This is a genomic window from Dietzia sp. E1 (assembly GCF_014145015.1).
In the GTDB taxonomy this organism is placed as follows: Bacteria; Actinomycetota; Actinomycetes; order Mycobacteriales; family Mycobacteriaceae; genus Dietzia; species Dietzia cinnamea_A.
Genome location: NZ_JAALDU010000114.1, coordinates 1 through 10,520, shown reverse-complemented (window position 1 = coordinate 10,520; position 10,520 = coordinate 1). Strand labels below are relative to the sequence as shown.

The following is a 10,520-nucleotide window of genomic DNA, read 5'->3' as shown; positions in this document are numbered from 1 at the left end:
TGGCGTCTCGCCCACCCCGCGGTGCGCGCGAGACGCCAGGGAGAGGAGCGGCTGCGGGGGTTGCCCGACGCAGGCGCAGGAGCGAGACGTCAGGGTCAGGAGCGGCTGCCGCGTGAGTGCGCTCCCGAGGACGTCGTCGCAGGTGGGAGATCACTGCAAATGCCCGGCTCAATACGTATTTGAGATCACCCGCGACAAATGCGCCGGGGCGAGTCGCAATATGGCACGCTCGGCGTTGTGCAGTTGTCCCGGTCTTCCGATCTCGCGCTCCGCGCCCTCATGCGTCTCGCCGTCGCCGACGAACGCGAGGAGCGGATGACCGCTGCGGTGATCGCCGAATCGGTCGAGGCCTCTGTGAGCCACGTGGCCAAGATCGTCTCCCGCCTGGTCGAGTTGGGCCTGGCGGAGTCGCGGCGCGGCCGCGGCGGCGGGCTGGTCATCACCGAACTCGGCCGGCACGAGTCGGTCGGGCGGCTGCTGCGCCGACTGGAGGGCCCGGGCGAGGTTGTCCAGTGTGAGGGCCCGACGCCCTGCCCGCTCGCGGGCAACTGCGGACTCCGACGCGCGCTGGTGGACGCCCGCGAGGCGTTCTTCGCCACCCTCGACCCGCTGACGGTCGACGGGATCGTCCGCACGCCCACCCGCCAGGTGTCGCTCAGCCTCGGCGCCCGCCCCCGGACCGGCCCGGGACCCTGACCGCCCGGTCGGTGACACCCGCCGACCCTCGTCCTCCACCCACACGCAGTCCGACCCACCTTGGGCTCGGACGGCCCCGTCGCGCCCCGACACGTCCGTCGCTGTCCCGGCGCTCTCGCAGAAGGAGTACCCGTGACCACCTCGATCACCACCCTGGAGTCGATCCTCGCGCATCCCCGCGAGCTGTCCGACGAGCACGCCGCCGTGGTCCGCGAGACCCTGCCCGTGATCGGCGCCCACATCGACGAGATCACGCCGGTCTTCTACCGGACGATGTTCGCCGACAATCCGGAGCTGCTGCGCGACACGTTCAACCGCGGCAACCAGAAGCTCGGTGCGCAGCAGCGCGCGCTCGCCGCGTCCATCGCCACGTTCGCCACCCTGCTGGTGGACGGCCGGAGCCCGGTGGACATGCTCTCGCGGATCGGCCACAAGCACGCGAGCCTGGGCATCACGCCCGACCAGTACCAGGTGGTCCACGACTACCTCTTCGGCGCGATCGTCGAGGTCCTGGGCGAGGCGATCACGCCGGAGGTCGCAGCGGCGTGGGACGAGGTCTACTGGATCATGGCCGCCGTCCTGGTGGACTTCGAGAAGGCCCTCTATGACGAGGCGCAGGTCGAGCCGGGTGACGTGTTCCGCACCGCCACCGTGGTGGCTCGCGAGGACGTCACGGACTCGGTGGCCGTCTTCACCCTCGGCGGCCCGGACGGCGAGCCGCTGCCCGACTTCCGACCCGGCCAGTACACCTCGGTCGGCGTGGTCCTGCCCGACGGCGCCCGCCAGCTGCGCCAGTACTCGCTGTCCACCGCCCCGGGCGACGGCACGTGGCGGATCGGCGTCCGCCGCGTCGACGCGGACGGCGAGGCCTGCCCTGCCGGCGAGGTCTCCGGGTGGCTGCACGCCAACGCGGCCGTCGGCACCACCATCCAGGTCACCCTCCCGTTCGGCGATCTCGTCCTCGACGCCGCCGGGATCGGGGAGGGCCGGGAGGCCGCCCCGGTCGTGCTCTGCTCGGCGGGGATCGGCATCACGCCCATGCTCGGCATGATCGCCCACCTGGCGGCGACGGAGGACACGCGTAGGGTGCTCGTCCTGCACGCCGACCGGAGCCCGGCCGATCACGTGCTCGCCTTCGAGGTCGCCGGTGAGGCCGCGATGCTCGCGGACGCCGAGGTCCACACGTGGTACGAGCAGGCCGCCGACACCGTCTCCGGCCCGGGCACGGTCCACCGCGGCCTCATGGATCTGTCGTCGGTCCCCCTCCCTGAGGGAGCACATGTCTTCCTCTGCGGCTCCACCGGTTTCCTCCAGTCCCTCCGCCGGCAGTTACTCGACGCCGGCGTGTCCGAGGATCGCCTCCACGCCGAGCTGTTCGCGCCCAACGACTGGCTGGTCTGATCCCGCCGCCGCGGGCCCGGTGCGCCGTCGCCCGGGCCCACGGCCGATTTACGGCCGCGTAATAGCGGGAACATCAACAATTGGGCGTGGATAATTCCCTTTTCGTCCCCCATTCCGGGACATTATCGGCGGTTATTCAGGGCGTTTCACCGGCGCCATTCTCCATAAAAACTCTAAATGTTCAAAGAGTTGTGTATTTACCCGATAACAAAGTGCCTCAAGGCGCGAGAAGCGCCGATGGTGCGATCTACGGTTACACACACTCAGGTTCGGGCCCGCCCACGACCGAGCGGACCCGCCGCACGAGAACAACGTGAAAGGACCTCCGGTGGCCTCAGGCCCGAACTCCCCACAGACGGGGCCCGACCCGACGCAGGCAAACATCGCTCTGGCCCTGTGCTTCTCGGGCTTCCTCCTCACCTTCTGGGCGTGGGCGCTGATGGGCCCGCTCGGGGCGACCTACAAGGACCAGCTCGGCCTGAGCTCGTTCGAGCAGTCGCTCGTGGTGGCGCTGCCCGTGGTGGTCGGGTCGCTCGGCCGCATCCCCGTCGGGGCGCTCACCGACCGCCTGGGCGGTCGTACGATGTTTCCGCTGATCGCCGCGCTGACGATCATCCCCACCCTCTTCGTCGGGTTCGTCGACGGCAGCTACATCGCCCTCCTCGTCGGCGGGTTCTTCCTGGGGATCGGCGGCACCTCTTTCGCCGTCGGCGTCCCCACCGTCAACTCCTGGTTCCCGCCGCACCGACGCGGCACGGCCATCGGCATCTTCGGCGCCGGCATGGGCGGCACGGCGATCGCGGCCTTCACCACCCTGCGGCTCCGCGACGCCTTCGGCGACCAGGCACCGTTCATCCTGGTCGCGGTCCTGCTCGCCGTCTACGCCGTCGTCGCCCGGGCGCTGCTGACGAACTCGCCGGCGTGGTCTCCGGCCCAGGGCAACTGGGTGGTCAAGGCCGCCAGGACCCTCGCCCGCCCGGTCACCCTCAAACTCGCCTGGCTGTACGCGATGGGCTTCGGCGGCTTCGTGGCGTTCTCCGTCTACCTGCCCACCTACCTTCACAACTTCTACGAGCTGGACATGGAGGACGCGGCCCTGCGCACCGCGGTGTTCGTCGTGATCGCGGTGGCCTGCCGGCCCCTCGGCGGCGCGCTGGCCGACAGGTTCCCCGGCGCGTGGGTGCTCATCGTCAGCTACATCGTCACCGGGCTGATGGCCGCCGCCGCGACCGAGCGCATGCCCCTCATCAACACCGAGGGCGGCACCCTCTACCCGCTCGGCACGGTCGTGTTCCTGTTCATGGGCGCGTCCCTCGGCGTCGCCTCGGGCGCCGTCTTCGCCCTGGTGGCCGAGCTCGTCGAGCCGTCGGCCGTCGGGTCGGTGACCGGAATCGTCGGCGCCGTCGGCGGTCTGGGCGGCTTCGTCCCACCCCTGCTCCTCGGCTACTTCTGGACCGCCCACGGCAACTACCGCATCGGTCTGCTCCTGCTGTTCGTGCTCTCCGCGGCTACCGCGGTGCTCACGTGGCTGTGGTTCCTCCGCTCCGGCCGTAGCGCCTCCCCCGCGACTGAAAGGACGTCGGCATGACCAGCGTCGACTCGCCCAGCTCGTCGTCGTCACCCTCGGACGGCGGGGACGCTCCCGCCGGTTCCGGGCGGCTCGACGGCCCCGTCACCGACGCCATCCTCCGCACCGGGCGGTTCTTCCGACGCGGCGAGGCCTCGGAGGACCTCCGCACGGTCACCCACACCGGCGGCCGCGACGCCGACGTGTTCTACCGCGACCGCTGGAGCCACGACAAGGTGGTCCGCTCCACCCACGGCGTCAACTGCACGGGCTCCTGCTCGTGGAAGGTGTACGTCAAGGAGGGGATCATCACGTGGGAGGCCCAGCAGACGGACTACCCGGACATCGGTGACGACCTGCCGGCCTACGAGCCCCGCGGCTGCCCGCGCGGCGCGGCCTTCTCCTGGTACACCTACTCGCCCACCCGCGTGCGCTACCCGTACGTGCGCGGCGTGCTCATGCAGATGTGGCGCACCGCCCGGGCCGTGCACTCCGACCCGGTGGACGCGTGGGCGTCGATCGTCGAGGACCCCGTCCTGAGCGCCCACTACAAAGCCGCCCGCGGCAAGGGCGGGCTCGTCCGTTGCCGCTGGGAGGACGCCCTGGAGATGGCGGCCGCCGCGCACGTGTACACCGCCAAGACCGTGGGCCCCGACCGCGTCGCCGGGTTCTCCCCGATCCCCGCCATGTCCATGGCCTCGTTCGGCGCCGGCGCGCGCTTCATGCAGCTCTTCGGCGGCTCCATGCTGTCCTTCTACGACTGGTACGCCGACCTGCCCGTGGCCTCGCCGCAGGTGTTCGGCGACCAGACCGACGTGCCGGAGTCCGCCGACTGGTTCAACTCGACCTACCTGGTGATGTGGGGCTCCAACGTCCCCGTCACCCGCACGCCGGACGCGCACTTCATGGCCGAGGCCCGCTACAAGGGCCAGAAGGTCGTGGTGGTCTCCCCCGACTACGCGGACAACACCAAGTTCGCCGACGAGTGGATCCACCCGCACCCCGGGACGGACGGCGCGCTGGCCATGTCGATGGTCCACGTGGTGCTCACCGAGTTCTACGCCCGTCGAGACACCCCCGAGTTCACCTCGTACGCCAAGACTTACACCGACCTGCCGTTCCTCGTCACCCTGCGCACCCGCGCCGACGGCACCGTGGTGCCGGACAAGTTCCTCACCGCCGACGCCGTGCGCCTCGACGTGGACCCGGGCGAGAACGCCGCCAGCAAGACCGTGATGCTCGACGCGGTCACCGACCGCGTGGTGGTACCGAACGGCACGCTCGGCGACCGGTTCGGCGAGCAGGGCAAGGGCCGCTGGAACCTCGACCTGGGCGAGATCGACCCGGTCCTGAGCCTGCACTCCCCGGGCGGGGACACCGCCGAGATCGTCCTGCCGCGCTTCGACACGCCGCGCGGCGAGGCCGACACCGTCACGCGCGGCGTGCCGGTCCGCACCGTTGTACTGGACGACGACGACGAAGTCATCGTCACGACCGTGTTCGATCTCATGATGGCGCAGTTCGGCGTGGCCCGGGAGGGCCTGCCCGGTTACTGGCCGACCGGATACGACGACCCCGCCCCGTACACCCCGGCGTGGCAGGAGGAGCACACCGGCGTACCCGCCGCCCAGGCCGAGCGCTTCGGCCGCGAGTTCGCCCAGAACGCGCTGGACTCGGGCGGCCGCTCGATGATCCTCATGGGCGCGGGCACCAACCACTGGTTCCATTCCGACCTCATCTACCGGGCCTTTCTGTCCCTGACCATCCTCACCGGCTGCCAGGGCGTCAACGGCGGCGGCTGGGCGCACTACGTGGGCCAGGAGAAGGTCCGCCCGCTCACCGGGTTCCAGCAGGTCGCGAACGCGCTGGACTGGTCGCGCCCGCCGCGGCAGATGATCTCCACGGCCTTCTTCTACCTGCACACCGGGCAGTGGAAGTACGACGCGTACGCGGCCGACGTGCTCACCTCCCCCACCGGCGACGGCCGCTTCGACGGCATGAGCACCCCGGACCTGGTGGCCATGTCCGCGCGGCTGGGCTGGATGCCCTCGTACCCGACCTTCTCCCGCAACCCGCTCGACCTGGGCGACGAGGCCGCCGCGGCGGGCGTTCCGGCCGGCGAGTACGTGGTGGACCGCATCAAAGCCGGCGACATGCGGTTCGCGGCAGAGGACCCCGACGGCCCCGGCAACGCGCCCAAGATCCTCACCGTGTGGCGGTCCAACCTCATCGGGTCCTCCGCCAAGGGCGACGAGTACTTCCTCAAGCACCTCCTGGGCACCGACAGCTCCCTGCGCGCCGACCAGGCGCCCGAGGGCCACCGCGGCCGCGACATGGTGTGGCGCGAGGAGGGCGACGCCACCCCGGACGGCAAGCTCGACCTGCTCATGACGCTGGACTTCCGGATGACGTCCACCACGCTGTTCTCCGACCTCGTCCTGCCGGCGGCCACGTGGTACGAGAAGCACGACCTGTCCTCCACCGACATGCACCCGTTCGTGCACTCGTTCAACGCCGCGATCAACCCGCCCTGGGAGACCCGCAGCGACTTCGACACGTTCAAGATGCTCGCCGAGAAGGTCTCCGAGCTCAGCCACGGCCACCTCGACGCGCGGACCGACGTGGTGGCGGTGCCGCTCGGCCACGACACCCCGGACGCGATGGCCAACCCGGGCGGCACGGTGGCCGACTGGAAGAACGGCTCGTGCGAGCCGGTGCCGGGGAAGAACTTCCCCAAGATCGCCACGGTCGAGCGCGACTACCGGCTGATCGGCGAGAAGTTCGGCTCCCTCGGCCCGCTCGCCGAGTCCGCCGGCATGCCGGTGAAGGGCCTCAACCTCAAGCCCACCGAGGAGATCGCGGCACTGCTGCGGCACAACGGCGAGACGCGCACGGGCGTCGGCAAGGGCCGCCCGCGGCTCGACACCGACATCCGGATGTGCGAGGCCATCCTGTCCCTGTCCGGCACCACCAACGGCCGCCTGGCAACCCAGGGCTTCGAGCAGCTCGAGGAGCGCACGGGCCGCGAGCTCGCCGACCTGTCCCGCGGCGAGGAGGGCAAGCGCATCACGTTCTCCGACACCCAGTCGCGGCCGCAGCCGGTCATCACCTCGCCCGAGTGGTCGGGCTCCGAGCACGGCGGACGCCGCTACAGCGCGTTCGTCATCAACACCGAGCGGCTCAAGCCGTGGCACACGCTCACCGGCCGGATGCAGTTCTTCATGGACCACGACTGGATGGCCGAGATGGGCGAGCAGCTGCCCGTGTATCGGCCGCCGCTCAACATGCACGAGCTGTACGGCGAGCCCACGCTCGGCCACGACGGCGGCGCCGAACTCACCGTCCGGTACCTGACCCCGCACAACAAGTGGTCGATCCACTCGGAGTACCAGGACAACCTGCTCATGCTCAGCCTCGGCCGCGGCGGACCGATGGTGTGGATGAGCGACGCCGACGCCGCGCTCATCGGCGTCAAGGACAACGACTGGATCGAGGCCGTCAACCGCAACGGCGTGATCGTGGCCCGCGCCGTGGTCTCGCACCGCATGCCGGCGGGCACCGTGTACATGCACCACGCCCAGGACCGCACGATCGACGTCCCGCTGTCCGAGACCGACGGCAAGCGCGGCGGCATCCACAATTCGGCGACCCGGATCATGGTCAAACCCAGTCACCTGATCGGCGGGTACGCCCACTTCAGCTACGCGTGGAACTACATCGGTCCCACGGGTAACCAGCGCGACGAGGTGACGGTCATCCGCCGTCGCTCCCAGGAGGTGCAGTACTGATGCGGGTCATGGCACAGATGGCGATGGTGATGAACCTCGACAAGTGCATCGGCTGCCACACCTGCTCGGTGACGTGCAAGCAGGCGTGGACCAACCGCGCCGGCACCGAGTACGTGTGGTGGAACAACGTCGAGACCCGGCCCGGGCTCGGGTACCCGCGCACCTACCAGGACCAGGAGCGCTGGAAGGGCGGCTGGGAGCTGGACCGGAGGGGGCGCCTGCGGCTCAAGGCCGGCGGGCGGGCCAAGAAGCTCATGCAGATCTTCTCCAGCCCCACCATGCCGTCGATCGACGACTACTACGAGCCGTGGACCTACGACTACGACACGCTGGTCTCCGCGCCGCTGCAGCAGCACACCCCGGTCGCGCGCCCGTACTCGCTCATCAGCGGCGAGCCAATGAAGATCTCGTGGTCGGCCAACTGGGACGACAACCTGGGCGGCTCGCCCGAGCACCTGGCGAACGACCCGATCGTCAAGAAGGTCGGCGCCGAGGTCAAGGCCGAGTTCGAGCAGACGTTCATGTTCTACCTGCCGCGGATCTGCGAGCACTGCCTCAACCCGTCGTGCGCGGCCTCGTGCCCCTCCGGCGCGATCTACAAGCGCGTCGAGGACGGCGTGGTGCTGGTGGACCAGGACAAGTGCCGCGGCTGGCGCCAGTGCATCACCGGCTGCCCGTACAAGAAGGTGTACTTCAACCACCGCACGGGTAAGGCCGAGAAATGTACGTTCTGCTTCCCCCGCATCGAGGTGGGCATCCCCACGGTGTGTTCGGAGACGTGCGTCGGCCGGCTGCGCTACATCGGCCTGGTGCTCTATGACGCCGACAAGGTGGCCGAGGCCGCGTCCACCCCGGACGAGAAGGACCTGCTCGCCGCCCAGCGCGCGTGTTTCCTCGACCCGAACGACCCCGAGGTGATCGCCGCCGCGCGGACGGAGGGCATCCCCGAGGACTGGCTGGACGCCGCCCGCCGCTCCCCTATCCGCCGGCTCATCCACGACTACGAGGTGGCCCTGCCGCTGCATCCGGAGTACCGGACCATGCCCATGGTCTGGTACATCCCGCCCCTGTCCCCGGTGATCGACCGGATCGCCGCCGACGGTGGCGACGGCGAGGACCCGGACATCCTGTTCTCCGCCATCGACCGGCTCCGCATCCCGCTGGAGTACCTCGCCGAGCTGTTCAGCGCCGGCGACGTGGACGTGGTGCAGGGCGTGCTCAACCGGCTGGCCGCCATGCGCACCTACATGCGCGACATCAACCTCGGGCGCGAGCCGCGGGGCGAGCTCTGCGAGGCCGTCGGCATGACGGAGGAGGGGATGTACGAGATGTACCGGCTCCTCGCCCTGGCGCACTACGAGGAGCGGTACGTCATCCCCACCGCGCACCAGGAGCAGGCCCACGACCTCGAGGAGCTCGTCACCGAGTGCAGCCTCGACTTCGACGGCGGCCCCGGCATGGGCGGGTCCGGCCCGTTCGGCGAGGGCTCGGGCGACCACAACGTGCCCATCGCCGTGGAGAACTTCCACGCCCTGCGCGACCGGCAGACCGCCGACACCCCCGCCTCGCCGGAGGGCAAGGACCGGCGGATCAACCTGCTCAACTGGGACGGCAACGGGCGCGCGGGCGGCCTGTTCCCGGGGAAGAGGTAGACCGGTGGCCGCAGACTTCTTCACCGGCGACCTGTTCGCCCGCGTCCGCCAGGCCGTGCGACCGGGCCGCACGCCCGTCGTGGGCCGCGGCGCACCCACCGACCGGGCGCTCTACCAGGCGGCGTCGCTGCTGCTGGACTACCCGACGACCGAACTCGTCGCACAGGTGCCCACCATGCGGGCGCTGGTCGACGAGCTCGGCGGTCCGGCCCGGTCCCTGCTCCCGCTGCTCGACAGACTCGAGAGCGAACCGCTGACCGACCTGCAGACCGAGTACGTCGAGACCTTCGACATGCGCAGGCGCTGCTGCCTGTACCTGACGTACTACCAGCACGGCGACACCCGCAAGCGCGGCTCCGCCCTGCTCGCCTTCGTCACCGCCTACAAGCTCGCGGGCGCCGTGATGTCGGCCCGGGAGCTGCCCGACCATCTGGGCGTGGTCCTGGAGTTCGGCGCCCAGCACGACCTCGACCGCTGCCGCGGCCTGCTCGTCAACCACAGGCCCGGGCTCGAGACACTGCGCATCGCTCTCACCGATCGCCGGTCGGAATGGGCCGGGGTCGTCTCGGCCGTCACCGCCACCCTCCCGCCGATCGACGGCGAGGGCCACGAGGCGGTCCGCAAGCTCATCGCCCAGGGCCCGCCCGACGAGGACGTCGGCCTCGAGGCGTTCACCTCATCGTCCTACCTGGAGAGCGGGGCCCACCCATGACCGATGTGACCTGGATCGACGTGTTCCTGTGGATCGTCCTGCCGTACGTGTGCCTGGCGATCTTCGTCGTGGGCCACTGGTGGCGGTACCGCTACGACAAGTTCGGCTGGACCACCCGGTCCTCGCAGCTGTACGAGTCCCGCCTGCTGCGCTGGGGAAGCCCGCTGTTCCACTTCGGACTGCTGTTCGTGATCGGCGGGCACATCATCGGCCTGGTGATCCCCAAGTCGTGGACCGAGGCGGTGGGCATCTCGCAGGAGGCGTACCACTGGCTGGCGGTGGTGATCGGCGCGATCGCCGGCTTCTGCACGGTCGTCGGGCTGGTGATCCTCATCTACCGCCGCCGCACCGTCGGGCCGGTCTTCTCGGCGACCACGGCCAACGACAAGGTGATGTACGTCTTCCTCGCGCTGACGATCTTCCTCGGCATGAGCAACACGATCATCGGCAACATCATCAGCCACTACGACTACCGCGAGGATCTGGCCGTGTGGTTCCGCGGCATCTTCTGGTTCCAGCCGGACCCCGCGCTGATGGCCGACGCGCCGTTCAGCTTCAAGGCGCACGCGATCGTGGCGTTCCTGCTGTTCGCGATCTGGCCGTTCACCCGGCTCGTCCACGTGTTCTCGGCGCCCGTCGGGTACCTGTGGCGGCCGTACGTGGTCTACCGCTCGCGGCCGACCGACCAGTTCGGCAACCGCCAC

7 protein-coding genes are annotated in these 10,520 nt (G+C 69.9%); all 7 read left to right on the top strand.

Going from position 1 to position 10,520, the window contains the following annotated elements; all coding sequences use genetic code 11:
- Nucleotides 1–237: 237 nt before the first annotated feature.
- Nucleotides 238–696, top strand: coding sequence for an Rrf2 family transcriptional regulator (locus G6030_RS04965; protein WP_007627491.1), 459 nt, complete (start codon nucleotides 238–240; stop codon nucleotides 694–696).
- A 132-nt stretch (nucleotides 697–828) separates the two neighbouring features.
- Complete coding sequence (locus G6030_RS04960; protein ID WP_182642388.1) at nucleotides 829–2,097, top strand: globin domain-containing protein; 1,269 nt, start codon at nucleotides 829–831, stop codon at nucleotides 2,095–2,097.
- 328 nt (nucleotides 2,098–2,425) lie between these two features.
- A complete protein-coding gene (locus tag G6030_RS04955) occupies nucleotides 2,426–3,685 on the top strand; it encodes an MFS transporter (protein WP_347238580.1) in 1,260 nt (419 codons plus the stop codon).
- A complete protein-coding gene (locus G6030_RS04950) occupies nucleotides 3,682–7,452 on the top strand; it encodes a nitrate reductase subunit alpha (protein WP_182642386.1) in 3,771 nt (1,256 codons plus the stop codon). The genes G6030_RS04955 and G6030_RS04950 overlap by 4 nt, the downstream gene beginning before the upstream one ends.
- Nucleotides 7,452–9,104, top strand: a complete 1,653-nt coding sequence (narH, locus tag G6030_RS04945; RefSeq protein ID WP_182642385.1) for a nitrate reductase subunit beta — start codon at nucleotides 7,452–7,454, stop codon at nucleotides 9,102–9,104. Before G6030_RS04950 ends, narH begins: the two co-directional genes overlap by 1 nt.
- Before the next feature lie 4 nt (nucleotides 9,105–9,108).
- A complete protein-coding gene (gene narJ, locus G6030_RS04940; protein WP_182642384.1) occupies nucleotides 9,109–9,816 on the top strand; it encodes a nitrate reductase molybdenum cofactor assembly chaperone in 708 nt (235 codons plus the stop codon).
- Between the two features lie 5 nt (nucleotides 9,817–9,821).
- Nucleotides 9,822–10,520: respiratory nitrate reductase subunit gamma (gene narI, locus G6030_RS04935; RefSeq protein WP_347238581.1), on the top strand; the 699-nt coding region annotated here is incomplete at its 3' end.

Coding starts and splice junctions, on each gene's coding strand:
- G6030_RS04950 (WP_182642386.1), top strand. CDS start 3,682: ATGACCAGCGTCGACTCGCCCAGCTCGTCGTCGTCACCCTCGGACGGC.
- narH (WP_182642385.1), top strand. CDS start 7,452: ATGCGGGTCATGGCACAGATGGCGATGGTGATGAACCTCGACAAGTGC.